The sequence below is a fragment of the Bradyrhizobium sp. LCT2 genome (assembly GCF_009931255.1).
Classification (GTDB): Bacteria; Pseudomonadota; Alphaproteobacteria; order Rhizobiales; family Xanthobacteraceae; genus Bradyrhizobium; species Bradyrhizobium diazoefficiens.
The window spans coordinates 5,153,381-5,178,661 of the sequence record NZ_CP034432.1 but is presented as its reverse complement, the minus strand read 5'-3'; the positions used below and the strand labels follow the sequence as shown (position 1 = coordinate 5,178,661).

The window sequence follows — 25,281 nt, the reverse complement described above, 5'->3', positions numbered from 1 at the left end:
TTGCAGAATATGACGGGGCGAAAAGGGACAAGATCGATATCTCGCCCGGAGGACTGCGCGCTCGCGCTCAACGTCTCACGCTTGGGACCCGCAACGCCACCATCGTAACGCTCTGGCATGTTTCCAAAGCGCTAGGCGTGTCCTTTCAGGAAATTTTCGCTCCAGGTACGAGGAGGACTCGCAGACCGAAGGGAAGCTGATTACCTGCAATATGGGAGTAGCGCGAGGGACCGGCGGACTGAACCGTTCTTGTCCGCCCTGCTCCACTCCGCTCGCGGCGTTTCCCGATGATCCGACAATTCGAACCTGAGTATTACATTAAGCTCTGCGCGCAGAGGTACGCCCTTGCTACTGAAAACATTCTTGGAAGCTCGTCAGCTGACCAGGTCGCTGAAATGAAGCTTAAGCTTACGCATTTCAAGGACGCGGCTCTCGAAGAGGCTAAAGCTGAGCGGCAGCGCAGAATATGGAAGCTCCCAGAGTTTCCGCGGATCTCCATCGACCGAGGGGGCGCGCCGGAGAAGCCAATCCCGAGGGCGGACGCATTGAGCTTGATCGACTTCTTCGCTGTACCTCCAACAGGCACACTAGGCTTGCTATCGAGTCCGCAGATGGAGCATCATTAGTTGCGGCAACCCAAAGCATTTATGAAGCGCTCGGACCGGCTCTGAGGACGCTTAGGCACCTGTTGGGTCCAATCGCCCCGCCCGTAGCAGTGCTACTAGAGGCTCCTTTCTTTTTGATGCCTGTGGCGTTTTCCTTTTTCGTGATTCCTGCCTTGCTCCTTGGCATCATTCGGCGTGCCGGATACTGGGACGACAAATTGTCGGATTATGCGCTCGCGAGCATAAAAGTTACCACTCGACCGAACGTCACGTGGGGCAGAGCCGAGATGTGGTCAGGCCGTTCTAGGTCGGCGTTGGGCTCGCCCATCCGGCAGATCGTCTATCAATCTCGGTCAGTACTCACCTCCCTGATATTCCAACGTCTCCTACAGCACTCATCGCTGTATCAGAGAGAGGATATAGCATCAGACATCTGCGATTGGCTGCTTCGTGATCGTTGGCCCTCGTCGGCGCTCCCAGTCAGCCCATGGGGTGTGCTGGGGCGAGCAGACATCGACCACTAGCTGAACTGGACTACACCCTTCGGCTACACCCGCGTCTACAGATGTGGCCACAAGCACACCTGCGGCCGTAGACGTCACGCCACCAACAGACGCGAGCCCGACGGCCCCGCTATCATCCAGGCTTGTCGAGGTGCAACTCCAATGTTCGCAGTCGTACACAACGGACCTTTACGATACTCCATCGGGGCGACTTGATCCGTAAAGCCAGCGACCGCAACGACGACGGACACGATCGCACATGTAATTGAACAGCAGTCCTATACTGTTTGCCATGACGCACGTGGAAATATGCACGAATTTCCGATCACTGCCGCCGAATATGCAGCAGGAAGCAATGGTGATCCTGACCCTGATGGCGCTGATCCTACTGTTCACGCTGCCGAAGTAGGCGCGACCGCGCGCGGCGTTGTCCAACGGCCTTCCCAAGCGCGGCCGTCACGGCCGCGGTGGCCCTCGCAGGCTTCGTCGGTGGCACCGCCAGCGCCACCTTCGCCAATGTGTTCGCGTTCGGTCCGTTGCTTCTCACCGAAAGGGGCTGTCCGGCCGAGATCGCCGCCTCTCACGTCAGCATCGCGCTTTGGGTCACCATTGCGGCCATCCCGGTCGGCGGCGCGCTCGGTGGCTATCACCGAGTGAGCACCCGAGCTGCTCCGTGCTGGACATACCTGGTCGCGAAATACGCAAATACGTGGCTGAAGCGCTTCTAGTGTCTCATGGACCGCTCGATGTGGAGTCTCACCCCTAAGTGTTTATTTCACCTTGCGTTTTCGTCTGACGCGCCTGAGACACCTGTCTCACCGAGGTGACTCGTGTTTTTTGCCGGTAGGATTCGATGCGAGAATGTCCATTACTGCGCGCGCCGGGCCGTCGTTGACTTTATTGAGGCCACCTCAACAACAAAACCACATGTTTTTCTATCTACGGCTTGCCTCAGCGGTGAGACACCCCGCTAATTCGTAGGTGTCTCACCTACTGTCTCAGCCTTCTCAGAGGGTGACTCGCTTGTACTGAGCCCGCCGGCGAACAAATCGGTTGTCTCATTAAGCTCGACAGACCCCCTGCATTGCTCAGGCGGGCATAGCTTCGCCCCTTTCCGCCTTCAGTCTGGAAAAACTCCCATTCTGAAGCTCCTGACGAGGGAGAAGGCCCACTCGGCCTCGCGTACTTGGTTGCCCTCCGAACCCTCGTGGGTTCGCGCGGCGTTGGCCCCGCCGCGTCCGCCCGTCGCGCCTTGTGGAGGGGCGTGACGACTGGGATGATTTTTTCGGCTCATCCCGCAAGTCGGCCGGATCGGGTTGTCATCCCGCTGACGGCTGTGACTTGCCTTCAACCACTCCCGGGGTTGCCGGGCACCTGAAGGCCGCGGGGAGGAATGGGGACACCTGAACCCGCGTATTTTGATTCCGGTTCGATTCGATCGTAAGCCCACCGGCGGGAGCTTGCCGCTTTGAGGGGCGGCACCTCGCGGTCATTCATCGGCGGGAGAGAGAGCTGCGCTCTCCCCTCCCCGGCGACGAGATCATGGCCGATCTCGACTCGTCGCTATTCTCGCGACGGTCGGCTGAAGTACCTGGATTGCGGCGGGAGCCACCGAGCAGACCCGCAATCGCGGAGCCCACGGCCGACCGAACGCGGCGGTTCGGTCAGCGCGTAAGCGCCGTGTCTTGGATATCTTTCTTGTCTTCCTCGGCAGTGCGAACGAGCGCGAGTTGGACCCGATCAGGCGGATGAGCAGCCGTGACACTCGTGACAGCATCACTCTTGTCACGGTTAGGGTCACGGCGCTCGCGAAGCTTCGCGCGGCGGCGGCGCTGGCGTTCCGCAGCCGTGCTGTCCTTCTTTTGGACCGTCGGGCCAGTATTCCCGTCGGAAGTGTCCACCAAAACGTAAGGAAGTTCGGCCTCCTCAATGATCGCGCGAACGATCGCTTCAACATTCTCCGGCCGGAATATTAGGATGTTATCTTCATCATCCTTCCAGGAGTCCGGGTCGTGTTGCCGTAGCACGATGTCACCGTACAGATTTGTGTATACGGCCGTTTTGTTTTGCGCCGGGTGAAACGGCACAACGAGGCATTCGTCATCCCAATCGAACTTCTCGCTCATTGATGCCCCCAAGCTGCAGGGGCGCTTGAACGAAGCTTTTCGTTCGGGTATGGAGAATTAGCAGCTGCCCAAGTACTAAAGAATGCCGGCGCCTCCCGATTTGCCCTCGGGGGGCGCTTTCTTTTGTCCGGCGGGTCCGGTTCGGGAATGGCTACGCCGAACTCGTGTTTGTTCGCTCGGCAGGGTGTCGTTGCAGACGAGCTCTCCTTACCTTCCACGGCAATCCGTTTGGGGGCCGGAGCTGAAACACGTTGAGGTTCAATGAAGGGCGGTTGGCTCAAAATCCGGCCTAAGTGCATTGAAATGCCTAAAATCCTCCCTTCGCTAGGGAAAGGCACCTGTCTCGTCACGGCATCCATGCGCCGGCTCGACGACGTCACCATTGCGGGAGATCTGATCGCGGGCTGCATGAAGCTACTCAATGCCCCGGCGCTCGGATTCTTCCGCCAAACGGCGCTCGACGTATGCGTCGATGCTGCGCCAAGTGATCTTCCGAGCAGCTCCTTCCAGGTAACTTTCCAGCGCTCCGGAATTCAGAAGCTCATAGATCTTCGCGCGGCCGATGCGCAGCGCTGCCATCGTTTCATTGACAGTCGCGACGATGGCGGGACGGCTTGCTGTTTTCGTTCCGAACATTGATGCACCTAGCTGTTCATCGTTATTCGACTAAACAGCAAGGCGCTCGATTCAGAACACACCTAAGTTGATGTAACGCGGCCTATCACCGAAACACACTGAAGATACCGCTCCTGGCACACTTTTCGCGAGGGAGTTACCCTGAAAGTTGTTCTCCAAGTTATCCAACATTACCAAAGTCTTGCAGGGGCATTGGCAACAAGTATTTGAAAAATTCGCCCGCATGTCGCGCGAGTTGCCCCAAGCACGATCCACAGGCGGCTTGCATCTGTACTAGTTCGTCTTGCGAAGTGGTGGTGTGGATTTTCCAGATCAACGGATACTCCCTCCTCCCATACGCCGTTGATTCCGTTGGGCTCCCTGACCCAGACACCAGGAGCTACGTGTCGGAGCTACGGTCTTCCCCTTAGCGGCTGCGCAGCCCGCCCCTCCCAGGTCACGTCACAGGCTGCCCAAAGCACAACTTCGGACGTCCGCCCGATAGCGAATGAAACGATTATCCAACTACCAGCGACGGTCTCCGTTACGGTCTCCGTTGGGTTCTTGAGGCTCTCAGCGCCCAGCGATTGGCCGGTAGAATTCAGATTGTGCGCATCAGCGCTAGTGAGCAACAACGCGGACATAAGTGACAACACAGTTTAGATGGTCGGCGTCTCACGCGATTGTCACGGTGAATTTTGAAGGGAAGCCTGCTTAAAATCTCGACTTTTCAAGCAATCCCGCTGTCTCACTTCAGTGGGACACAAGCGAGTCGGGCGTCTCACGATACTCGTCTCGATGTACTGCGCCGAGGCAATCGACCACCTGTCAATACGCGAGCGACGCAATCGTCTTTCAGATGCCCCGTGGTGGGACTTCGATCGAAAGAGACCCGGGTATGTCCCGGAACACATCCCGTGGGCCCGCGCCATCGACCTGCCCTTCTATCCATTCGACGACAAAGAGCAGCAGTCCTGGGCGCGCCGATTCTACAAATTGAAGAAGGCGTGCGCCCCGTTCCCATATCCCTATCCGAGCGCCTGGCGCGCCACCGATCGCGAATGGAGGACAAGGCCACCAAAGCGTTCGAACGAAAGCACGGCATCAAGCGGCCGCGCGAGACCAAGAGCCGCAAGATCTCGGTTGGTCGACGTCACCTGCGGAGAGACATGAGCCGCGCCGAGATCCGAGACCTAGTCTGGACTAAGACCATGATACGAGCGGCCGCCGATCTTGGAATATCGGAGTTCGCCCTCCGGCACCTCTGCAAGCGCTTGCGGATCCCTATCCCCACCCGCGGGCACTTCAACCACAAAGATCCGAAGAAGCGACCGCCCAAGCCGGCGCTGCCGCTGTTGAATAGTATCGAAAGAAGTACGGATCCGGAGCCGGTACGATGATGCGCCTCAGCCAATGGTCATACTCGACTGCCCTTGGAACGAAGGAACGTTTCACCCCGTTCTGGGTCGTACAGGCGCATCGATCCTTTGTTTCTCGTGGATCGGCCGATGGAAAAAGCACTCGCCTACGCCATTTCGGCGCTCATTGTGGGCTTTGGTGTCTGGATCTTTGTTGCTGGCCTGGGCTCCAGCTCGCCCGCCCTATGGACCGTCGTGGGGCTGGTCCCCATTGCGATCGGACTGATAAGCGCTTTCGGTCCTTCTTGATTGGCTCGGTTACATCGGGTGGAACGACGCCAAGTCGGCTGGAGTTTTCTCCAGAGAGGCAACCGTGGATCTAACCGAGATCGAGCGCGCGTTCTTGAAGCAACTGACCTCCGAACCGTGGATCAGCACCCCGCTGTTCGATCACGAGCTCGTCGCGCGCCTAGTGGAGCTGGGCCTGATTGACGCAATCCCCCAAACATCGGGCGAAACCGAATACCGAATTACCGCGGAGGGACGCATGGCTTTGAGCGGATAACTAGAAGCTTGGGGACATTCTGCCGTTAGGTCAGCGCGTCTGCATTTTCCGAATCGACAGTTCATGGACGCTCAGCTACGCGCCACGTTCAGAGGGTGTAGGCGTGAGCCAGTTTCTGTCGACGCTTCTGCTAGTTACCGCGGTAGTTTTGACCGTCTGCTTCGGAGTGGCGGCCTGGCGCCTCTCTGACGAGAAGGACCTCGACGTCACTGGCCGAATTCCGCGCCAGTCCTATGGCTGGAAACAGCCGTCGAGGAATTGAGCTGGCCGCACCGCGATCTCGTCTGGAGCAAGACACTGATCCGGGCGGCCGCTGGCCTCGGCATTTCGGAGTTCACGCTCCGAAAGATATGCAAGCGTTGCCTGATCCCGCTTCCTACCCGCGGGCACTTCAACCACAAGGATCCGAAGAAGCGGCCACCGAAGCCGGCGCTCCTGCCGCGGCCGCCGACCATTTCTTGATGAAGCGGGTTTGGAGGCAACTGGCCTCGGCACGGTAGCAGTTGAACTCGAGCCCTGCCCGCTCCTCCGGCATGGTCGCGCCGGCGGCCAGCTCAAATGCAAAGCCGCTCGAACGCCCTGAGCTCGTCGATGACGCGCCGATCCGGCCCCATGCGCCGGATCAGACTCCCGATGGTGGCAAATCGTCAAGGGTCGACGTTGCCCACACCCACGACGCGCAGTGCCTCGCTCGCGTTCCGAGCGTATCCCGACCCAACTTAGCATTCGGCAATCCCGCGGCTTTGGGTGTTGTCGGATGTCAAGTTCGGTCGCGGAAAGTCTCTAAAGTGCCTTCGCAATCTGTGGGGCGATCAGTTGGAGTGGGCGGGCCATACGCGCTCCTGGACGCTGGGAACGGGCGTCAAGGTTTGGCTGAGGACCAGCGCCAAGCGTCGCACTTTCCCCCCGAAGGCATCTACTTACCAATCGTGCTAGGTGATGAAACGGTTATCAATAGCACGGTGGTGAGCTCCTCGCCGACACGAATTGTCCTTGAATTGGACAGTGGTCATCTCAGGTGCCTGACGCCCGGAGCGTCAGGCTTGTCGCCCCGCGGATTCCCCGGCTCCGAATGGATCGTTCAGCTGCGCGTGTGATCCATTGTAGATTTGTCTGTTCGCGCCTTACCGCTTGAGACGAGAGATTGATATCGATCGATCTGATTGGCGATGCGAATCCAGCTTTGCGATAGCGATTTGAGGAGTCTGGCTTCGGTCTCGCTCTGCGCCGATTGCATTAAATGGAGGCATTCAGCTGCTTGGGCTTGGCACCGCTTCGCAGTTTCCACAGATTCACCCACAATTGAACTATTGAATTAACCCCTCCAGCTTCTCCTTATTCCGCAGGCAAGTCGGTGCACTAATTCACATTTTGAATCGGGCAATCGGGCGGGCGCGATCGGCTGGAATCGCTTTTAGCATGAGAGGCCCGCCAACATGGCGGGCCGATGGTCTCCATCGTTCGATTGATCGGCGGCTTTCCACACCCACGATGCGCAGTAGCTCGCGCGCGCTCCGCGGCCCAAGGGATTGATAATTTGCGGAGACCCCTTCGGATGCCGCTTTGATGGCGGCATGCCTCGCCCTGCCCGCTGAAACAACGCCAGTGAACCCGACGGGCGGCCCCTCAAGATAACGCTCGGCGAGATGCGCTCGACCGGAGTGCGCGACCTGATCGTCTTCTGCCAGGACTACCGCTGCGGTCATAACGTGAAGCTCTCGGCCGCCCAGTGGCCTGACGAGATCCGGCTGTCCCAGATCGAGCCGCGATTCGTCTGCAACGCTTGTGGCCAGCGCGGCGCGATCCTGCGCGGCGACGGCGAAGCGACGATGATGGCCGTTTCCCAATAGAAGCGAGACGACAGGCAGAGGCCGCCTCAGTTGGTGGCCTCTCGTCGTTCCCTCGTTTGAGGCCGCCTAGCCGTGAGGTTCCCCCGCGAGGGCGAGTTGAGTTTCGTCAAATAGCTCTTCTGAGCTGCTAGCTAATCCTAGCACTTCAGATTGAGGAACCAAGCCTTGTGGCTGCTTTTGCTTTGCACAGCTTTGATTTTATTGGCTCTTTTCGGGATAGCTTTATACATAGCTTTTGATCTTCCCGAACCTATTTACTTCTCCGAGGACTAGGATTGGTCCGCGCGAGCCCAAGTCTGCACGACGCTCTCCCGCACAACCACCGCTGCGGATGACCTGCTCCCGCGCGTTCGACGAACCTATTTTTGTGGCCGGCGGACGCACGCTGACGACGCTGCTCGATGCCGGCGTATACATCCCTGCTTTGCCGAAGAAGAAGCACGACGCGCCCGAATGGCAGGCCGCGATGCAGCCGCTGATCCTGGTCGCATAAGGAAGGCGGCCCGACGATGTTTGCCCGGACCGGCGTTATGCGAGCATTGAACCGGCGCCACGTCCCCGAGTTCAATCCGAAGGGAAAAGTGCCGCATTGGGGCCGGCGCAAGCTGAAGAGGGATCGATGACCGTCGTCTTCGTCTACGTGAATACCGCCAAACAGGTTGGCGACGTCAATCACATCAAGGTCTTTGCTGCGCTCGACGCCGCAGAAACGTGTTTGGGGAGAACGATCCTGAGGGGGTGGCCTCGAGTACGACGTGATAGGGCCGTCAGCGTAGTCCCTCGCAGGTGCAAAAACCCCCAGCGCTTGCGCGCCGGGGGCGTTTTTCAAATCATGATTAGGTTCTGGCAATGGCAGATCGATAGCAGCCAATGCCCCGCTGCGATTGTGAACTGGTTCACAGATTGCAAAAGAAAAGCCCATTAGCGTGAGCGAGAGCGCTGCGGGCACCGTGCCCTTCGAGTATTTCTTGTTTCTGTCATCGAAGTCCGCCAGAATTAGAGGGCCGGGATTTAAAGCCCCGGCCGGGGATTGCCGGCGTCACGGAGCGAAGATACTCCGCTCCAGCGACGTCTTGGAATGTTGCCTCGGGGCCACCTCACCCCGTGAAGCAAAAAGGAATGAGATAGTAGCCGTCAAAGGAAGACGATGATGATTGACGACCAGTTGGCGCGTGCACATCGCAACAATATTCGACGCTATCGCCACTTATTGCAAACCAGCCTGACGGAGTTTGAGCGCCAGTTTGTCGAAAGGCGCTTGAACGAAGAACAATCGAAGCTGGAGATATTAGTCAGCTCGTTGTCAAACGAAGTGCACCGCGACCGATCACGTGGCCCGGATAGCCGCTTCGGCTAGGTCACCTGAAAGCGGTCGCATGGTGGACCTATTTCAGGAAAGCATTCATGACAAAGGAAAATTGCTTGATCGTTCACGCCGCCGGGAAACAATTGGATCTGCTGCGCGGCGAAGCCTCCCGCATTGCAAAAGGAAGCAAGGTCGACTGGTGGATTGATCGTCCCGACGTCGGCACGCGCTTTTGCTTTGAAGATGCGAAGGCAAAAGAGGCCTTCGCGAGTGCCTGCGACAGCTTCGGCATACCCTGCCGAGACGGCTAGGCCGGAGCCCGCGGGAAAACTGCTCAACTACTTGCGTTCGCCCTCCGGTTGCGGTTGGATCATGTTTTGGGATCATAGATCCAGATGGTGATCAAATTCATTGTGGCGAAGGTTCTCAGAGACGAGCTTTCTTTGCGCGGCATTCGGTCGTTGACCGCCGAAGAGTCAGAGGAAATCGCTGCTCGTATCTTTGAACGGATTACCGATCTCGACCTGGAGCTTGCCGCGCGGGACTTCATCGCCGCCAGTCGCGTCGACAAAGCAACGTGACGAGCCGGGCTATGTCCGTTTACGATCCACTGCGAGCGAAGCTGGATAGCGTGCGAGGGCAAACCGTTCGGTTCACATTTTCAGAAATAGAAGCGCTGCTCGGAAGGCCGTTACCTGCGTCTGCCCACAAGTTTAGTGCGTGGTGGGGCAATGAGAGCTCGCGCAAGGCGGGGCACACGCAAGCGAGGGCGTGGCTTCTCGCAGGCTTCGAGGCAAGAGTATCGCTGAAGCAGCGAGCGGTCGAATTTCATCGGCCCTAATGGGCAGCTCCCCTCGCACGCGTCCCATCGAGATTGGGCGCAACCAACGCTTCTGACCCTCAGTGTCCTAGCTGCAGCCGCTCTACGCCCTACCCTGTCCTCCGGTCTTCCAATTGGGTCACATTGGCGCCGCTCAGGAATACGGCCCAATCCTTCATTAACGCCCGGCGCTTCTCCAACTTCTGGCCTCGCTGATAGGCTGCGGTAGTCTCGCTCTTGTACTTGTGGGCCAGCGCGGCCTCGCGTACGCCGTCCGGATAGTCGGTGCATTCCTCAGCCCAGGTTGCGAAGGTCGACCGGAAACCGTGCACCGTTACGTATCCGTAGCCGAGACGATCAAGTACCGCGAGCATCGCGTTTTCAGAGAATGCCCCGCCTTCGGGATTGGTGAAAATTAGTTCGCCTTGGCGGCCGTCTCGCATCTCGTCGAGGACCGCCAACGCGGGATCCGTCAAAGGGACGTAGTGGTCCTGGTCCATCTTCATTCGCTCGCCGGGGATTTTCCAGGTCGAGCCTGGGCGATCGATCTCAGACCAATGCCCTTCGACGGCCTCGTTCGTGCGGCAAGCCGTGAAGACTAGGAAGCGTAGCATGGCGGCAGCTGTTCCCGGCGCACCGGCAAGGAGCCTCATGAACGCCGGCGCCTCAGCGTACGGTAAGGCCGGATGATGGCGGACGACGCGCTTGGGGCGCTTCGGTAGCTTTTCGCGCAACTGCCTCGTAAGCTCGGCCGGATTGCGGAAGTCTGGATCGTCGATATCAACGTTCTTTGCGATAATCGTTTCAATCCGGCCGCGGACCCGGTTCGCAGTCTCGCGTTTCTCCACCCAGATCGGCTTGAGCAGATCGTGGATGTGGCTCGGCTTGATCTCCTGGATGGTTAGCTTGCCGATCGTGGGATAGGCGTAACGCTTGAGGGAGGACGGCCACTGATCGCGATGCTTCTCGCTCCAGGTCGACCAATTCATCCGGATGTAGGCTTCCGCGCATTCCTCGAACGTCTGCAACACAACCTTGGCCTCGACGGCTTTCGCCTCTTCACGTGCCTTTCGCCTCTCCTGCACTATGTCCACGCCAGCGGTGCTGCGATCGCCTTTCACGCGCAGCCGCGCCGCATCCCGTGCCAGCCGCGCATCCTTTAGTGATACTTCCTTCAAGGAGCCGAGGCCGTGCCAGCGCTCCTTGCCGTCTTTCCAATATCTGTATGACCAGCTCTTCGATGTTGGTCCGGTAATGATCAAGTAGAGTCCATCGCCATCGGCGTATTTGCCGGGCTTGGTTTGACGCTCCACGTCGAGCGGTTTGAGCCTTCCAGCCATTGTTCCTCCGGGAAAAACCGTCCTCCGAACCCACGGGCAAAAACCACGGTCAGTGACCCGATTAGGAGGAACACCGGCGAACTGCAAAGTACAGTCTTTCGGCGCAAGTCACTGATTTTGCTGTGGAGTTCGAACGACTACGAACAGAGGAGAACAATATACTGGCGGAAGGGGTGGGATTCGAACCCACGGTACCCTTGCAGGCACGCCGGTTTTCAAGACCGGTGCCTTAAACCACTCGGCCACCCTTCCAAACCCGGAATGGCTGTCGCTTAACGTAGTCGACGGCGCAAGGCAACGCGAAGTTGGCCCCTCGTCCCCCTCGACCGCCCTGATCTGTCAGGCGAGCGTCAGCCTGTTCCCTTAGCCTGGGTTTCTCAGCAATCCCGGACACTGGCGACATCTCCCAGGGCGTCGCTGGTTGCGAGGCCCGGTTTGGAGTCGCCTCCGTTTCCGGGCCTCGTTTGCTGCCCCAAAGCAAAACGGCGCCCCGTGAGGAGCGCCGCATGGAATTGTTCGTTGCTGGCTTGGCTCAGTAGCCGCAGGACGCGCAGCCCATCTGCACCGGGGCGTAATAGGAATAGCCGGGCGAGACCATCTCGACGCGCTGGCGCGTTGCGTATTGCGGCGGGATGCGCTCGTACTGGACGCCGGGCGGGGCGACCATCACAGTCTGCGGCACCATCACGGTGCGGTACTGCGCGGGCGTGCGGTGCGCAACGGTTGCGCCGGGCGACACCATCACGGTCTCGTCGACGGTGCGGTATTGCGGCGCGACGTATTGCTGCTGGTAGCAGGTCTGGCACGGCGGCGGCGCGTAGCAATTATAGCAGCCCGCGGAGGCTGCGCCCGTCATGGAAAGCGCGGCGACGGCTGTTGAGAAAACGACAGCAAGAGTACGAGACATTGTGGTGGTGCCCCAGTTGCCCGAAATGGATTTGCGAAGGTCGTAGCAGTATACGCGGCAAAAATCCTGAGCTGCCGAACTTCGTTGAGGCATCCTTAATGCGAACGGCCGGCTCTCGCCGGCCATTCAGGACTTGTTGACCATGCGCGACCGCGGCACCCGCGATCGCGCGCGCGCAAGCCGCGCTCAGTTCGAGCGGCGCTTCACTTCGCGCACCGCGCCGCGCGCGGCGCTGGTGGTGAGCGCAGCGTAAGCCTGGAGCGCGGTGGAAACGTTGCGCTTGCGGCCCGTCGCCTGCCAGGCGGCGTCCCCCTTCGCCTCTTCCGACGCGCGGCGCTTGGCGAGCTCCTCGTCGGAAACCTCCAGCGTGATGCTGCGGTTCGGAATGTCGATCGCGATAAGGTCGCCGGTCCGCACCAGGCCGATGTTGCCGCCCTCGGCGGCTTCCGGCGACAGATGTCCGATCGACAGGCCGGACGAGCCGCCCGAGAAGCGTCCGTCGGTGACGAGCGCGCAGGCTTTGCCGAGGCCCATCGATTTCAGATAGCTGGTCGGATACAGCATTTCCTGCATGCCGGGGCCGCCGCGCGGGCCTTCGTAGATGATGACCACGACCTCACCGGCGACGACCTTGCCGCCCAAAATGCCTTCGACGGCCGCGTCCTGGCTCTCGAACACGCGCGCGGGGCCGGAGAATTTCAGGATCGAGGCGTCGACGCCGGCAGTCTTCACGATGCAGCCGTCCTGTGCGAGGTTGCCGTAGAGCACGGCGAGACCGCCATCCTTGCTGAAGGCGTGTTCGAGATCGCGCACGACGCCCTTCTCGCGATCGGCATCGAGCTCGTCGTAGCGACGCTCCTGGCTGAATGCGACTTGCGTCGGGATGCCGCCGGGCGAGGCACGATAGAAGGTGCGCACCGCCTCGCTCTTGGAGCGCTTGATGTCCCAACGCTCCAGCGCGTCAGCCATGGTCGGCGCATGCACGGTCGAGACCGACGTATCGATCAGGCCGGCGCGATCGAGCTCGCCGAGAATGCCCATGATGCCGCCGGCGCGGTGCACGTCCTCGACATGGACGTCGGCAACCGACGGCGCAACCTTGCAGAGCACGGGAACACGGCGCGACAGCCGGTCGATATCCTTCATGGTGAACGCGACCTGCCCTTCGTGAGCCGCCGCAAGCAGATGCAGCACGGTGTTGGTCGAGCCGCCCATCGCGATGTCGAGCGTCATCGCGTTCTCGAACGCCTTGAAGTTCGCGACGTTGCGCGGCAGCACCGAGGCATCGTCCTGCTCGTAATAGCGGCGGACGAGATCGACGATGGTATGGCCGGCCTCGACGAACAGCCGCTTGCGGTCGGCATGGGTCGCGACCACCGAGCCGTTGCCGGGCAGCGCGAGGCCGAGCGCTTCGGTCAGGCAGTTCATCGAATTCGCGGTGAACATGCCCGAGCAGGAGCCGCAGGTCGGGCACGCCGAGCGCTCGATCACCTTGACGTCTTCGTCGCTGACCTTGGAGTCCGCCGCGGCAACCATGGCGTCGATGAGGTCGACGGCCTTGGTCTTGCCCTGGAGCTTGACCTTGCCGGCCTCCATCGGCCCGCCCGAGACGAACACGGCCGGGATGTTGAGCCGCAGCGCCGCCATCAGCATGCCGGGCGTGATCTTGTCGCAATTGGAGATGCAGACGAGGCCGTCGGCGCAATGGGCGTTGGCCATGTATTCGACGCTGTCGGCGATCAGCTCGCGCGACGGCAGGCTGTAGAGCATGCCGTCATGGCCCATGGCGATACCGTCATCGACCGCGATGGTGTTGAATTCCTTGGCGACGCCGCCGGCCTGCTCGATCTCGCGGGCGACGAGCTGGCCGAGGTCCTTGAGATGGACATGGCCAGGCACGAACTGGGTGAAGGAGTTGACGACCGCGATGATCGGCTTGCCGAAGTCCGCATCCTTCATGCCGGTCGCGCGCCAGAGGCCGCGGGCACCCGCCATGTTGCGGCCGTGGGTGGTGGTGCGGGAGCGATAGGCTGGCATGGCGGTTTCCGTCCTCGGTTTGGCTGGCCGGCGGGAAAATGGAAGCCGCCTCAGGCCTTTCCGGCCGGATAGCGCACGGGGTCGGCTGGCGCAACGGGAACTTGGGCCGGACAGGGCCGGATCGGTCTTTCGCAGGCCTCCCCTGCTCCCGGCGCGGCCTATTGGAAGGACGCGCCGGCGCCGGGCAGACGCTGTAGCTAGCGCTTCGGCTTGGGCAGCACAATTCTCCCCTGTGAGGCAACGTCGCCCCACTTGGCGGACCACCCGACTTCCGAGGCCGAGGATGGCTCGATGCCCGCCTGACCTCGGGCCCCCTGCAGTGCAAACAGGGCGCCCTGGGGATCGACACATCGTGCGATCCAGCAGCCATCGGGCAATTCGATCGGACCTTGGAGGATCCGGCCTCCACCGGCATTCACCTGCTTAGTCGCAGCGCCGATGTCGTCGACATTGAAGTAATGCAGCCAGCATGGCTGCGCTACGCTCGGAAGTTTCGTCAGCATGCCGCCGACCGTTTGTCCGTCCGCCGAAAACAATTGATACCAGTCCGCTGGATCGGCTTGAGCGTCGGCCTTCTGCCAACCAAATAATGCTCTGTAGAAATCGAAGATCACGGTCCGGTCGCCGGCCAATAGCTCGTGCCAACCGACGCGCCCCGGCTCGTCCAGCCCGCCCGGCTTCGATCGGCCATGTGTCGGTTCCTCGATCAGACCGAACGTCGCCTTCTGCGGATCGGCAACGACTGCTATTCGGCCAATGTTGGTGTCGGTCGGCGGCACAAAGATCGTGCCTCCGAGACGCCTGATCTGTGCGGCGGTCCCGTCCAGGTCATCGACGGCGACGTAACCCATCCATCTCGGCGTTGCCCCCAATCTCCGCCCCTCGTCCGGGATATCCAAAAGTCCGCCGACCGGAACGCTGCCGCTGCGAACCACCGTGTAAGCCAGCTTCGGAGTCGACTCATCCTTCAAACCCCAGCCGACCGCCTTGCGATAAAATGCGCCTGCTGCCGCGACATCCGTGGTCAGGAGTTCGTACCAAGCGAAACGTCCGAGTTGATCTGCCACGCCGATCTCTCCGTTCAAGCCTGGATGCGATTGCGGCACCGCACCAAGCTGCACTCCGTGCGCGCCCGCCATGTACGTGGATCGGTGATGCCCTGTGTCAACGGGTCGGGCCAATGCTGTTCATGAAGATGAATACACTCTGAACGTGCGGCGCCACGCTTTTGGGCGCGCAATTGTTGCCTGCCCTATTTTCCGGGCGTAGAGTTAGCGCGGCTGGGATGCTTCTTGCAATGCACGGAGGTTCGACCATGCGGCAGGCGAAGCGATCTTCTAAAACGAAGAAGCGAGTAACCAAAGTCGCCGTGCCTGCGTTCGGGGCGGCAGGCCTGACTTTTTCGCTAGCGGGAGGCGCATCGGCATCGGCCGTGCCGGCACCCGACGTACAGCATATGCCGAACCTTGTACCGGGTCAGGCAATCACGCTCGATGAAGAGGAAATGGCCGACGTCAGCCTCGCCACCTTCCATCTCTTCGACAAGGAAAACGTCGGTAGCCGCGTGCAGTTGGCATGGCGCGGATGCGGTGGTTGCCGCGGCTGCAGAGGCTGTCGAGGTTGCCGCGGTTGCCGATGTGGCGTCGGTTGCCGGTGTGCTGGATGTGCTGTTGGTGTTGTAGGGTGCGCCGTATCATGCGCGGGTTGCTGCGCATCGTGGGGGCGCTGCCGCTGGTGCTAGGCCTCGGCGCGTTCCGGAACGCCTGTCCACAAGCCGACATATCTCATTGGCCGGCCCCTTTGTCACGGCCGGCCAAATGCTTGGTTTCTCTACGGCGCTTGCATCGATGGCTTGCCGGTGACGGGCGAATTTGTTTCAACTCTCTGGGAAAATACCAGCGCGCGGGCACGACGATCCATCTTGCGCCGGCGATCTGACGTAACGGCAACCGGATCGGCGTGCTGACGCAATGAATGCCAATAGCAAGACCCGCGTCCCGCGGCAGACCCGCAAAGACCTCCTCCGATTTGCACCGAACTTCACCGCCTACTTACTGCCTCCCGATGCGGTTTGCCTCTATTCCGAGGATCGCAAGTTCTTCCTGCACGGCGAACTCTACTGCGCCTTGGCCACCGCGATCGGAGAACATGGCAACGCCAGGCCGGCGATCATTCGCCAGCTTTCGAAGCGCTTCCCGGCCGACAAGATCGAGGAGGCGATCAAGCGGCTCCTCGATCGCCGATATGTCGTTGCGCGGGTATCGCCAGCATTCGACGAAGCCGTCGGCGGTTTTTGGGCAAGCCTCGGCCTGTCTCCGGAAGTCGCGGAGCAAAATCTTCGCAGTTGCTCCGTGCAGATCGAGTCGATTGACGTCAAAGGCGCCAAGGAGCTGACCGCGGCCTTGAGTAGGCTCGGCGTTCAAATCGCCAAGCGCTCGCCAAAGCTCACGATCACGCTGGTGAACGATTATCTTGACCGCCGGCTCGCCGAACTGAACCAGGAACGCGTAGCCGGCAAGACGCATTGGCTGTTGGTGCAGCCGTCCGGCGCGTTTCCGCTGGTCGGGCCCATGTTCAAACCGGGCGAAAGCTCGTGCTGGACTTGCCTGTTCGATCGCATGATCCGCAACAGGGAGATCAAGGGGTTTCTTGACCGGGGACCGGCGCGTGCGGTCGCCATATCGCCGCTCGTCAACCATCCCGTCGGACGGACCGCAATCCATTTCGCAGCCGTCGAGATCGCCAAGGCAATCGCCTCGGGCTTTCGCACTGATCTGCGCGATCACATCGCAAGCTTCGACCTGGCCGGCGCCGTCATCGCAAAGCACTATGTCGCGCGACGCCCGCAATGCCCAACCTGCGGCAGCAAGAAGCTGCACAACCCGCGCCGATCCCCGGCCCTGGTCGAGATCGCCGAAGGCAAGAAGCTCGTCATGACCAGCGGTGGATATCGCACCATGACGTCGCGGGCCACGGTGTCGCGCTTCCGCAAGCATGTGAGCCCGCTGACCGGCGTGGTCACGCGGCTTGAGCGGATCGAGGCCGATCTGCCGATGAACACCAATTACTTCGCCCAGCATAATTTCTCCGCGCCGGCCCACAGCATCGACCAGCTCAGGTCCGGATTGAGCGGGGGCAGCTTTGGCAAGGGCTCGACTGCCGAGCAGGGCGAGGCCAGCGCGCTGATGGAATCGATCGAACGTTATTCGGGCATTTTCCAAGGCGATGAGATCAGGACGACGCGCCGCTTTGTCGATTTCGCGCCCGGCGACGCGCTTCTTCCCAACGACGTCCAGCTCTTCAGCGAAACACAGTTCAAGAACAGGTTTCTCCAGCAGCCGGACGATCCCCATCCGGTTCCCGAGCCGTTCGATCCCTCGACGAGGACCGAGTGGTCGCCGGTCTCATCGTTGCGCGACAAACGCTTCAAATATCTGCCGACCGGCCTGCTGTACTTCTTCTATGGCGGCTTTCATACGGATTCCAACGGCTGCGCGGCCGGTAATACCCGCGACGAAGCCATCGTTCAGGGCTTCCTGGAACTGATCGAGCGCGATGCCTACGCGATCTGGTGGTATAATCAGGTGCAGCGCGCCGCGGTCGATCTCGAGCAATTCGACGATTTCTATGTCCGGGATCTCCAGGCTCAATTTGCGGATGCCGGGCGCAAGCTGTGGGTGCTCGATGTCACCACCGACCTCGGCATTCCGACTTACGTGGCTATCATGCACTGGATGCAGAATGGACACGAAAATATCGAGTTCGGTTCCGGCGCGCATTTCGACCGCCACATAGCCCTGCTGCGCTCCCTCACCGAACTGACCCAATTTATGTCCGTCGGCATGATGGGCGGCGCAAGCGGCGAGAAGCCGACCCTTGACGGTGTCACGCCGCTGCGCCTGGAAAACTACCCGTTCCTGACACCGAGCGACCGCCCGATCGTCCCCCCGGCGCCGAGCCTCAAGCTCCACGACAATACGCGTGACCAGGTCATTGCCTGCGTCGAGATCGCCGCCCGTGCAGGCTACGATTTCCTCGTCCTCGACCAGACACGTCCCGACGTCGAGGTTCCGGTCGTCAGAGTGCTCGTTCCCGGCTTGCGTCATTTCTATCGCCGCTTCGCACCGGGCCGCCTTTACGATGTGCCGGTGAAGCTCGGATTGTTGGACCGGCCGCGACTGGAAAGCGATCTGACTTCGTTCCTCCCACACACCTGAAGGGTTGCCCTTTCGTGCGCGCTCCCCGGAAAAAGCCGACCAGGAAGATCGCGCCAGACATTGCTGCCCGATTGAGCCATCGCTTCTCCCTCCAGATGCAGCCGGACGGAAACCTCGTCGCCTTTCTGGGCGACTATTCCGTCAACCTCGGACAATTCAGTAAGGCCGCGATAGACCGCGCGCGACATCTGAGCACCGGCCTTCCGCTCGCGTCCTTTGCAGGCAAGAGCGCCGTCGCGAGAGACGTCGACGCCCTGGTACACCGCTTGGCCCGGCAGGGGCTTCTGGAATACCGCCTCGCCTCCTCGCGCGACGAGCGGGACCTCGTGGTCATCGAGCCTCAAGTCCCCGAATACTGGCCGCGACGCGCGAAGCTGGGCAACCGTGATACCATTGTGTTGTCACGCTTTGCCTATCTGCGCCGGCGCGGCAATGAGATGGTTCTGGAATCGCCACGCGCCGGCGCGCTGTTCCGGATTGGCGATCCCACCGTCGCCGCCACCCTTGCTGCGCTGTCGCAGCCTCAGAAGATCGGCAAGCTCAACCGGAAGGCAGCCACTTTCAATCTCTGTCTGCTCGAACTGTTGGTGGAAAGCCGGATCCTGCTCAAGCTCGATGCGAAAGACGGACAAGGCCTGCGAGTGAATGAAGGCGACGGCAATCTCGTTCTCTGGGATTTCCATGACCTGGTGTTTCACACGCGGAGCACGGAGGGGCGGCAAGCCAATCCGGTCGGCGCCGCTTTCACCTATGCGAGCATCGTTCCGCCGCTGCCTGCGGTGCGCCCGCCCTGGCCCGGCAGCAAGATCGACCTACGCAAATTCTCCTCCCCGGAGCCGATCTCTCTCTTCCCGAAGCTGTTGCGCGAACGCCATTCAACACGAGATTTCGACGACAAGAATCCTGTCACGCTCGGCGAACTCGCACAGTTTCTCGACACCACCGCGCGCGTCGTGTCCGAATGGAAGAGCGGCCCGTATTTTGACGGCGGTCCCGACGTCACCTACAGCACGAGGCCATATCCGTCGGCGGGCAGCGCCTACGAGCTGGAATTGTACCTGACGGTCTCGAACTGCGAAGGACTTGCGCGCGGACTCTACCACTACGATGCAGGGAGCCACGCGCTGGTGGCGATCAGCGCCTCCACCCAACAACTCCAGGCGCACGCGGTGGCAGCCCAGTTCGCCATGGACGCGCCGGGTCAGCCACAAATCCTGATCACGATCGCGGCGCGCTTTGGGCGGGTCTCCTGGAAATACAGCTCAATCGCATATTCGTTGATCCTGAAGGATGTCGGCAGCCTGATCCAGACGTTTTACCTGGCCGCGACCGATATGGACCTCGGCGGCTGCGCCATCGGGAGCACCAACATCGACCTGTTCGCGACAATGACGGAGCTGGAATTCCATATAGAAGGCCCGGTCGGTCAATTCGCGCTCGGGCGCGGCAGGAAGCTCGATATCCCGAGCTAGAAGCTCGGGTAGTTCGGCGCTCGCCTCTCGCCAGTCGCGCTATTGCAGAGTGGGATCGAGCCGGTCGCGCAGCCAGTCGCCGATCACGGAGACCGCCAGCGTGGTGACGACGATGGTGGTCGCCGGCGCCAGCATGATCCAGGGCGCCCGGGTAAGGTATTCGCGGCCGTAGCCGACCATGTTGCCGAGGCTGGTCATCGGCGGCTGCACGCCGAGGCCGAGGAAGGACAGGCCCGACTCCATCAGGATCACCTCGGGGAAGACCAGCGTCGTCGACACGATCAGGGTCGAGGCGATGTTGGGCAGGATGTGCCGGAGGTAAATCCGCGACGGCGTCGCGCCGAGCTGACGGACCGCGGCGGCATAGCCTTGGGCGTTGGCGGAGATGGCCAGTCCCCGCGCGATGCGGGCGTAGCGCTCCCAGCCGAACAGGCCCATCAGGCCGATCAGCAGCGGCAGCGAATTGCCGAAGAAGGCGAGCACGGCCAGCGCCATGATCAGGAAGGGCATGCTGGCCTGGAAATCGGTCAGCATCAGCACGAGCTGCTCGACGGTCCCGCGGAAATGCGCGGCGAAAAAGCCGAGCGTGGTGCCGACAATCGCCGAGATCGCGGTGGCGCCGAAGGCGATCAGGAGCGAGATGCGGATCGAGACGAGGAGGCGCGACAGCACGTCGCGGCCAAGCTCGTCGGTGCCGAGCCAGTGCGCGACATTGCCGGGCGACGCCAGACGATTGCGCAGGTCGAGCTGGGTGTAGCCATAGGGCGCGATCTTCTCGGCGAAGGCCGCAATCACCAGCATCGCGACGATCCAGGTGACCGCAAGCGCGACAGACACCGGGATCGCCGGCAGGCTGATGCGGCGGCGGACGCTAGAGCCCTTTCCGTTCCGATGAAATCGGAACGGGGCTCTAGATTCCAGTTTTGACGCGTTTTCTCTACGCGAACCGGTGTCCACTTCGCTTGAAAACGCTTCGGTGTCCTTCAGCGTCGCGTCGGTCATGCATGCGCTCCCTTGGCGCGCAGCCGCGGATCGAGGAAGCCGTAGAGGAAGTCGACGACCAGGTTCGACGTGACCATGGTCAACGCAACCAGCAGCAGGATGCATTGCACGACCGCGAGGTCGCGGTTGGCGACGGCGACGACAAGCAGGCGCCCTACCCCCGGCCACGAAAACACGCTCTCGACCACGACGGCGCCCGCGATCAGCGTTCCCACCATGAAGCCGAGAATGGTGACGGTCGGGATCGCCGCATTTGGCAGCGCATGCGAGGTCACCACCCTGCGCCACGGCACACCCTTGGCGGAAGCCGTACGGATATAGGGCTGGACCAGCACCTCCAGCATCGCGCTGCGGGTGAAGCGCGCCAGCACCGCTGCGCCGCCAAGGCTCAGCGTCGCGATCGGCAGGATCGCGTGACGCCAGCTGTCCTGCCCGCCCGACGGCAGCCAGCCCAGCTGCACGGCGAAGACGAGCACGAGCAGCAGCGCAAGGACAAAACTCGGCACGGTGAACCCGGCGACCGCCGTCATCATCACGGCACGGTCGATCGCAGAGCCGCGATGCAGCGCGGCGTAGATGCCGGCGGGAACGCCGAGCGCGACCTTGAAGAAGAACGCCGGCAGCGTCAGCGCCAATGTTGCGGGGATCCGCTCAAGGACGAGTTGGATCGCGGGACGGCCGTCGCGCATGGAGCGGCCGAGCTCGCCTCGCGCGATGGCGCTGAAGTAATCGAGATACTGGAACCAGATGGGATCATCCAGCCCCCACGCCTTGCGGAATGCAGCGATCACCTCCGGCGGCGCTTCCGGTCCCAAAATCATCAGGGCCGGATCGCCTGACAGCCGCAGCACGACGAAGGCGAAGGTGACGACGAGCACGATCGTGAGCGCCGCGCGTCCGATGCGAATGGCGAAATAGCGTCCCATCACGCGGCGTCCCGCGTTTGGGCGCCCGTGACGAGGTGGCAGGCGACCTGCCTGTCACCGCCGACGGCCGAGAGCGCCGGCACCTCGCTCGCGCAGCGCGCGATCGCGCGCGGGCAACGCGGATGGAAGGCGCAGCCTCGGGGGCGCGCGGCCGGGTTCGGCGGATCGCCCGCCAGTACGATGCGGCCCGCGCTGCGGCGGCCCGGCGCCGGCGAGGCCGAGACGAGTGCCTGCGTATAGGGATGCTCCGGCCGCGCAAAGAGATCGTCGGCGCTGCCGATCTCGACGATGCGGCCGAGATACATCACGGCGACGATATTGCTGATCTGGCGGACGACGCGCAGGTCGTGGCTGATGAAGAGCAGCGTGAGACCAAGCTGTCCCTGAAGATCGGCGAGCAAATTCACCACCTGCGCCTGGATCGAGACATCGAGCGCGCTGACCGGCTCGTCGCAGACGAGGAAATCAGGTTTTGTCGCCAACGCCCGCGCCAGCACGATGCGCTGGCGTTGTCCGCCCGAGAGTGCGCCGGGATAGCGCGCGCCATGCGCAGGCGTCAGTTCGACCGCCTGCAGCAATTCGCGCACCCGCTCATCGCGTTCGCCCGGCGTACCGAGGCCATGAATGTCCAAGGGCTCGCGGATCTGTGTCGCGACCGGCAAGCGCCGGTCCAGCGCTCCCAATGGATCCTGGAAGATCATCTGCATGCGCGCCCGCTGCGCGCGCCACGCCTGCGTGCCAGGCGCTGCCATGGGCTTGCCGTCAAACCGCACCTCGCCGCGATCGGGCGGCTCGAGGCCAAGCACGATGCGACCCGTGGTGGATTTACCCGAGCCGGACTCGCCGACGAGGCCCAGCGTTTCGCCCTTGGGGATGGCCAGCGAGACGCCATCGACCGCATGGACGGCCGTGCTCCGGCCGAACATCCCGGAACGCATGCTGTAGCTGCGCGAGATCGCGGACACTTCGACGAGCGGCGCGCTCATTCGGCGGCGATCCCAAGCAGTGCGCGGCGCGAGGCCTCGGCCCGGATGCACGCGACCGCGCGGTCGTTCGTGATCGGTGCCAGGCTCGGCGCGGCGAGGCCGCACGGCCCGGCCGCCAACGCGCAACGCGGCGCGAACGCACAGCCATCAGGCATACTCGCGGGATCGGGCACCGTGCCGGGAATGGCGGTGAGGCGCCGGCGCGGACCGTCGAGCGGCGGCAGCGCGCCGATCAGGCCTTGTGCGTAGGGATGCACGGGATCGGCGAAGAGCTGGTTGGCCGGCGCCTCCTCGATGATGCGGCCGGCATACATCACGGCGACGCGGTCGCAATTCTCGGCGACGACGCCGAGGTCGTGGCTAATCAGGACCATCGCCATGCTCATCTCGCGGCGGATCGACGAGAGCAGCTCCAGGATCTGGGCCTGAATGGTGGCGTCGAGCGCGGTGGTCGGCTCGTCCGCAATCAGCAGGTCGGGATTTCCGGCGAGCGCCATCGCGATCATGATGCGCTGCACCTGACCGCCGGAGAATTCGTGCGGATAGGCGGACAGCCGCCGGCCTGCGTCGGGAATGCCGACGAGATCGAGCAGCCGCCGGGCTTCGGCCCTCACTGCCTCACCGGAGAGACCGCGATGCAGCGCCAGGGCCTCGCAGAGCTGCTTGCGGATGGTCAGCACCGGGTTGAGCGCGCTCGCCGGATCCTGGAAGATCATGGCGACCCGCCCGCCCCGGACCCGATCGAGTTCAACCGCGGGCGCGCCCAGGAGCTCGTGCCCGTCGAGCCGCACCGAGCCCAGGACCCGCGCATGCCGCGGCAGCAGGCCCAGCGCGGCAAGCCACGTCACCGACTTGCCGGAGCCGGATTCGCCGACGAGGCCGAGGGCCTCGCCCTTGCGCAGGGCGAGATCGACGCCACGCAGCACCGGCACGCCGTTGAAGGCGACGCTCAGGCCCTCAATGCTGACCAGCGGCGACACCTCAGGCCTCGAAATTGCCGGCGCGGAAATCCATCGCGAAGGCGGGCGATGCCTTCCACTTGATCGATTTCGGCTTGGCCGTGAAGGTCGCATTCTGATGCAGCACCGTGTAGGCGGGGTCCTCGCGCTCGGCGATCTCCAGCATGCGGTGGAACGCCTTCTTGCGCGCCGCGCGGTCGGTCGAGGTTTCCAAGAACTCCGAAAGCGTGTTCAGCTCGGCGTTGGTCCACTCGCCGATCTGTTGCTGCTGGCCGTTCGGCCCGTGCTGGGCGACCAGCGAGGAGACGGGATCGTTGAAGGCGGCCGAGTTCGACCAGTCGCGCACGGCGCGCGTAGGCGCACGTTCCATGATCTGCGACCAGTTCTCCTTGGTCTCGATCTGCACGTTGAGGCCGACCGACTTCCACATCTCGACCAGGACCTGCGCGGTCGCGACCTGGTTGGTGTAGTAGTTGTTGAGCAGGCGATACGGGATCGGATCGCCCTTGTAATTGGCCTGCTTCAACAGGTCCTGCGCGAGCTTCGGATCGTAGGCCGGCACGTTCCAGTCGGCGTTGAACATGTCGCCGTAGAATTCCCACTGCAGGCCCTTCGGCACCCGGGTGCGGCCGGCCCACAGGCTGTCAACGATGGCCTGGCGGTCGATCGCGTGGGTAAAGGCGCGCCGCACCAGCGGATTGGCGAGCTGGGCGTGGTTCTTGTCGAACACGGTCAGGCGGTGATTGAGGATGGTGCCGCCCTGCACTTCGAACGCCGCATTCTTCTCGATGCCGGCGATCTGGTCCGGCGGGACGTCGCAAGCGAACTGGTACTCGCCCGAGAGCAGCCCGTTGATGCGGCTCGCGACTTCTGGGACTTCGAGGAAGCGGATGCGCTTGAGCGGCGGACGGCCGCCCCAATATTCATCGTGTGCTTCCAGCGTCAGCGAGACGTCGGGCTTGAGCTCGACGACCCGGTAGGGCCCGGTGGTAACAGGCTTGCGCGCCCAGTCGAGATAGCTTGCGGACTCGTCCCAGGCCCGGCGGTTCATGATGTCGGAGCCGTAGCGCGACAGCCGGCCTTCGATGGTGACGTCGGGCGTCGCGTTGTAGAAGCGCACGGTGTATTTGTCGACGGCGTCGACGCGCACGAGGTCCGGCCAGATCCGGCGCGCGACGGCGGGCACATCGGGCGGCAGTTCCTTGCCCGGACGCGGCGTCGGGATCTTCTCGAAGGCCTGGATGGTGGAGCGGCTCTTGGCCTCGGTCTCGCCGAACATGCGTTCGCGGCTGAAGGAGAAGACCACGTCCTCCGCCGTCAGCTCGTCGCCATTGTGGAACTTGACGCCCTGGCGCAGCTTCACCTCGACAGTCTGGTCGTCGATGCGGCGCCACTCGGTCGCAAGGCCCGGCACGGCCTCGAGGCTGCCGCGCCAGTTCTTGGAAATCAGGCCCTCCCAGATCGAGGAGAAGAACACGCGCTCGCCGACATTGGACTGCTCGCGCAGCACGTCCAGCACGTTCGCGTTGGTCACCTTCTGCACGGCGATCGTCACCGACGGACGATTGTCGCCTTGCGCGATAGCAAAGCGCGGCAGCAACAGCGTGCCCGCAGCCGCAGTGCCGGATTTCAGGATGGTGCGACGGGTGAGTTTGCTCATGACGATAGGCCCTGCCCTTGATGAGGT

The 25,281-nt window shown here is 62.1% G+C and carries 22 protein-coding genes and 1 tRNA gene; 11 read left to right on the top strand and 12 right to left on the bottom strand.

Annotation, left to right across the window (positions count from 1 at the left end; translation table 11 throughout):
* Positions 1-1,575: 1,575 nt before the first annotated feature.
* The gene (locus EI171_RS24940) at positions 1,576-1,836 is read left to right on the top strand and encodes a hypothetical protein (RefSeq protein ID WP_161534927.1); all 261 of its coding nucleotides are present in this window, start codon (positions 1,576-1,578) and stop codon (positions 1,834-1,836) included.
* A gap of 936 nt (positions 1,837-2,772) precedes the next feature.
* Here the strand turns inward: EI171_RS24940 and EI171_RS24935 are convergent.
* Together EI171_RS24935 and EI171_RS24930 are read right to left on the bottom strand one after the other, a co-directional pair.
* A complete protein-coding gene (locus tag EI171_RS24935; RefSeq protein ID WP_161534926.1) occupies positions 2,773-3,234 on the bottom strand; it encodes a hypothetical protein in 462 nt (153 codons plus the stop codon).
* A gap of 414 nt (positions 3,235-3,648) precedes the next feature.
* Positions 3,649-3,870, bottom strand: a complete 222-nt coding sequence (locus EI171_RS24930) for a helix-turn-helix domain-containing protein (protein ID WP_202633008.1) — start codon at positions 3,868-3,870, stop codon at positions 3,649-3,651.
* 1,040 nt (positions 3,871-4,910) lie between these two features.
* On the opposite strand from EI171_RS24930, the gene EI171_RS24925 reads away from it, so the two are divergent.
* From EI171_RS24925 to EI171_RS24895, 8 genes are all read left to right on the top strand, one after another.
* Positions 4,911-5,249 carry a hypothetical protein gene (locus EI171_RS24925; RefSeq protein WP_161534925.1) on the top strand — a complete coding sequence of 113 codons (339 nt, stop codon included), beginning with the start codon at positions 4,911-4,913 and terminating at the stop codon, positions 5,247-5,249.
* Between the two features lie 108 nt (positions 5,250-5,357).
* A complete protein-coding gene (locus EI171_RS44880) occupies positions 5,358-5,516 on the top strand; it encodes a hypothetical protein (RefSeq protein WP_192816611.1) in 159 nt (52 codons plus the stop codon).
* Between the two features lie 64 nt (positions 5,517-5,580).
* Positions 5,581-5,772 (top strand): hypothetical protein, encoded by a 192-nt coding sequence (locus tag EI171_RS24920; protein WP_038967921.1) that lies wholly within the window; start codon positions 5,581-5,583, stop codon positions 5,770-5,772.
* A gap of 1,661 nt (positions 5,773-7,433) precedes the next feature.
* A complete protein-coding gene (locus tag EI171_RS24915; protein WP_244442011.1) occupies positions 7,434-7,622 on the top strand; it encodes a hypothetical protein in 189 nt (62 codons plus the stop codon).
* Between the two features lie 367 nt (positions 7,623-7,989).
* The gene (locus tag EI171_RS46470) at positions 7,990-8,115 is read left to right on the top strand and encodes a hypothetical protein (RefSeq protein ID WP_256380383.1); all 126 of its coding nucleotides are present in this window, start codon (positions 7,990-7,992) and stop codon (positions 8,113-8,115) included.
* Between the two features lie 657 nt (positions 8,116-8,772).
* Positions 8,773-8,979, top strand: coding sequence for a hypothetical protein (locus EI171_RS24905; RefSeq protein WP_083860175.1), 207 nt, complete (start codon positions 8,773-8,775; stop codon positions 8,977-8,979).
* Between the two features lie 47 nt (positions 8,980-9,026).
* Complete coding sequence (locus EI171_RS24900) at positions 9,027-9,239, top strand: hypothetical protein (protein WP_038967917.1); 213 nt, start codon at positions 9,027-9,029, stop codon at positions 9,237-9,239.
* A gap of 84 nt (positions 9,240-9,323) precedes the next feature.
* Entirely contained in the window at positions 9,324-9,509 is a 186-nt protein-coding gene (locus EI171_RS24895) for a hypothetical protein (RefSeq protein WP_161534924.1), read from the top strand.
* Between the two features lie 349 nt (positions 9,510-9,858).
* Here EI171_RS24895 and EI171_RS24890 read toward each other — a convergent pair whose 3' ends face one another.
* The 5 genes from EI171_RS24890 to EI171_RS24870 all read right to left on the bottom strand — a co-directional run bounded on the left by EI171_RS24890 (position 9,859) and on the right by EI171_RS24870 (position 15,099).
* Positions 9,859-11,088, bottom strand: coding sequence for an integrase arm-type DNA-binding domain-containing protein (locus EI171_RS24890; protein ID WP_038967915.1), 1,230 nt, complete (start codon positions 11,086-11,088; stop codon positions 9,859-9,861).
* A gap of 162 nt (positions 11,089-11,250) precedes the next feature.
* A tRNA-Ser gene (locus tag EI171_RS24885) sits at positions 11,251-11,340 on the bottom strand.
* Positions 11,341-11,620: 280 nt separating this feature from the next.
* Positions 11,621-11,944, bottom strand: coding sequence for a hypothetical protein (locus EI171_RS24880; RefSeq protein ID WP_038967435.1), 324 nt, complete (start codon positions 11,942-11,944; stop codon positions 11,621-11,623).
* Positions 11,945-12,181: 237 nt separating this feature from the next.
* Positions 12,182-14,032, bottom strand: coding sequence for a dihydroxy-acid dehydratase (gene ilvD, locus EI171_RS24875; protein WP_011087307.1), 1,851 nt, complete (start codon positions 14,030-14,032; stop codon positions 12,182-12,184).
* A gap of 197 nt (positions 14,033-14,229) precedes the next feature.
* Positions 14,230-15,099 carry a VOC family protein gene (locus tag EI171_RS24870; protein ID WP_231166481.1) on the bottom strand — a complete coding sequence of 290 codons (870 nt, stop codon included), beginning with the start codon at positions 15,097-15,099 and terminating at the stop codon, positions 14,230-14,232.
* 903 nt (positions 15,100-16,002) lie between these two features.
* Between EI171_RS24870 and EI171_RS24865 the strand changes: the two genes are divergently transcribed.
* Both EI171_RS24865 and EI171_RS24860 read left to right on the top strand, forming a co-directional pair.
* Positions 16,003-18,249, top strand: a complete 2,247-nt coding sequence (locus tag EI171_RS24865; RefSeq protein WP_011087309.1) for a TOMM precursor leader peptide-binding protein — start codon at positions 16,003-16,005, stop codon at positions 18,247-18,249.
* Positions 18,250-18,344: 95 nt separating this feature from the next.
* On the top strand, positions 18,345-19,721 hold the full coding sequence (locus EI171_RS24860; RefSeq protein WP_161537073.1) for a SagB family peptide dehydrogenase: 1,377 nt from the start codon (positions 18,345-18,347) through the stop codon (positions 19,719-19,721).
* Between the two features lie 39 nt (positions 19,722-19,760).
* Here the strand turns inward: EI171_RS24860 and EI171_RS24855 are convergent, their stop codons facing one another.
* The 5 genes from EI171_RS24855 to EI171_RS24835 are packed head-to-tail and all read right to left on the bottom strand — an operon-like array spanning position 19,761 to position 25,254.
* Positions 19,761-20,723 carry an ABC transporter permease gene (locus tag EI171_RS24855; protein WP_011087311.1) on the bottom strand — a complete coding sequence of 321 codons (963 nt, stop codon included), beginning with the start codon at positions 20,721-20,723 and terminating at the stop codon, positions 19,761-19,763.
* Positions 20,720-21,649, bottom strand: a complete 930-nt coding sequence (locus tag EI171_RS24850) for an ABC transporter permease (protein WP_161534923.1) — start codon at positions 21,647-21,649, stop codon at positions 20,720-20,722. The genes EI171_RS24855 and EI171_RS24850 overlap by 4 nt, the downstream gene beginning before the upstream one ends.
* Positions 21,649-22,635 carry an ABC transporter ATP-binding protein gene (locus EI171_RS24845; RefSeq protein ID WP_011087313.1) on the bottom strand — a complete coding sequence of 329 codons (987 nt, stop codon included), beginning with the start codon at positions 22,633-22,635 and terminating at the stop codon, positions 21,649-21,651. Before EI171_RS24845 ends, EI171_RS24850 begins: the two co-directional genes overlap by 1 nt.
* Positions 22,632-23,615, bottom strand: a complete 984-nt coding sequence (locus EI171_RS24840) for an ABC transporter ATP-binding protein (RefSeq protein ID WP_028174009.1) — start codon at positions 23,613-23,615, stop codon at positions 22,632-22,634. The genes EI171_RS24845 and EI171_RS24840 overlap by 4 nt, the downstream gene beginning before the upstream one ends.
* A 1-nt stretch (position 23,616) precedes the next feature.
* Complete coding sequence (locus tag EI171_RS24835; protein WP_161534922.1) at positions 23,617-25,254, bottom strand: ABC transporter substrate-binding protein; 1,638 nt, start codon at positions 25,252-25,254, stop codon at positions 23,617-23,619.
* Positions 25,255-25,281: the final 27 nt, after the last annotated feature.

Bases quoted from the DNA above. Each gene is read 5' to 3' on its own strand.
- EI171_RS24895 (WP_161534924.1), top strand. From the start codon at position 9,324: ATGGTGATCAAATTCATTGTGGCGAAGGTTCTCAGAGACGAGCTTTCT.
- EI171_RS24860 (WP_161537073.1), top strand. From the start codon at position 18,345: ATGCAGCCGGACGGAAACCTCGTCGCCTTTCTGGGCGACTATTCCGTC.
- EI171_RS24835 (WP_161534922.1), bottom strand. From the start codon at position 25,254: ATGAGCAAACTCACCCGTCGCACCATCCTGAAATCCGGCACTGCGGCT.
- EI171_RS44880 (WP_192816611.1), top strand. From the start codon at position 5,358: ATGGAAAAAGCACTCGCCTACGCCATTTCGGCGCTCATTGTGGGCTTT.
- EI171_RS24905 (WP_083860175.1), top strand. From the start codon at position 8,773: ATGATTGACGACCAGTTGGCGCGTGCACATCGCAACAATATTCGACGC.
- EI171_RS24925 (WP_161534925.1), top strand. From the start codon at position 4,911: ATGGAGGACAAGGCCACCAAAGCGTTCGAACGAAAGCACGGCATCAAG.
- EI171_RS24930 (WP_202633008.1), bottom strand. From the start codon at position 3,870: ATGTTCGGAACGAAAACAGCAAGCCGTCCCGCCATCGTCGCGACTGTC.
- ilvD (WP_011087307.1), bottom strand. From the start codon at position 14,032: ATGCCAGCCTATCGCTCCCGCACCACCACCCACGGCCGCAACATGGCG.
- EI171_RS24890 (WP_038967915.1), bottom strand. From the start codon at position 11,088: ATGGCTGGAAGGCTCAAACCGCTCGACGTGGAGCGTCAAACCAAGCCC.
- EI171_RS24865 (WP_011087309.1), top strand. From the start codon at position 16,003: ATGAATGCCAATAGCAAGACCCGCGTCCCGCGGCAGACCCGCAAAGAC.
- EI171_RS24855 (WP_011087311.1), bottom strand. From the start codon at position 20,723: ATGACCGACGCGACGCTGAAGGACACCGAAGCGTTTTCAAGCGAAGTG.
- EI171_RS24845 (WP_011087313.1), bottom strand. From the start codon at position 22,635: ATGAGCGCGCCGCTCGTCGAAGTGTCCGCGATCTCGCGCAGCTACAGC.
- EI171_RS24880 (WP_038967435.1), bottom strand. From the start codon at position 11,944: ATGACGGGCGCAGCCTCCGCGGGCTGCTATAATTGCTACGCGCCGCCG.
- EI171_RS24900 (WP_038967917.1), top strand. From the start codon at position 9,027: ATGACAAAGGAAAATTGCTTGATCGTTCACGCCGCCGGGAAACAATTG.
- EI171_RS24935 (WP_161534926.1), bottom strand. From the start codon at position 3,234: ATGAGCGAGAAGTTCGATTGGGATGACGAATGCCTCGTTGTGCCGTTT.
- EI171_RS24850 (WP_161534923.1), bottom strand. From the start codon at position 21,649: ATGGGACGCTATTTCGCCATTCGCATCGGACGCGCGGCGCTCACGATC.